Consider the following 210-nt stretch of genomic DNA (forward strand, 5'->3'; position numbering starts at 1 on the left):
GGCCGTGGCAGCTCGGCCACCGCTCCGCCGACGACTACGGCCAGATCGCCGCGCAGACGGCCAAGGGCATGCGCCAGCTCGACCCGTCCAGCGAGCTCGTGGTGTGCGGATCCTCCGGCGCGCAGAGGCCGACGTTCGGCGAGTGGGAGCGCGTCGGGCTCACGCACACGTACGACGAGGTCGACATGATGTCGTGCCACGCCTACTACC

The 210-nt window shown here is 71.0% G+C and carries 1 pseudogene; it reads left to right on the forward strand.

Annotated features, from left to right (window positions below):
- Positions 1-210: pseudogene (locus tag QM517_RS18185) on the forward strand (alpha-L-arabinofuranosidase); the annotation flags it as partial.

The sequence above is a fragment of the Microbacterium sp. IEGM 1404 genome, assembly GCF_030056775.1.
In the GTDB taxonomy this organism is placed as follows: Bacteria; Actinomycetota; Actinomycetes; order Actinomycetales; family Microbacteriaceae; genus Microbacterium.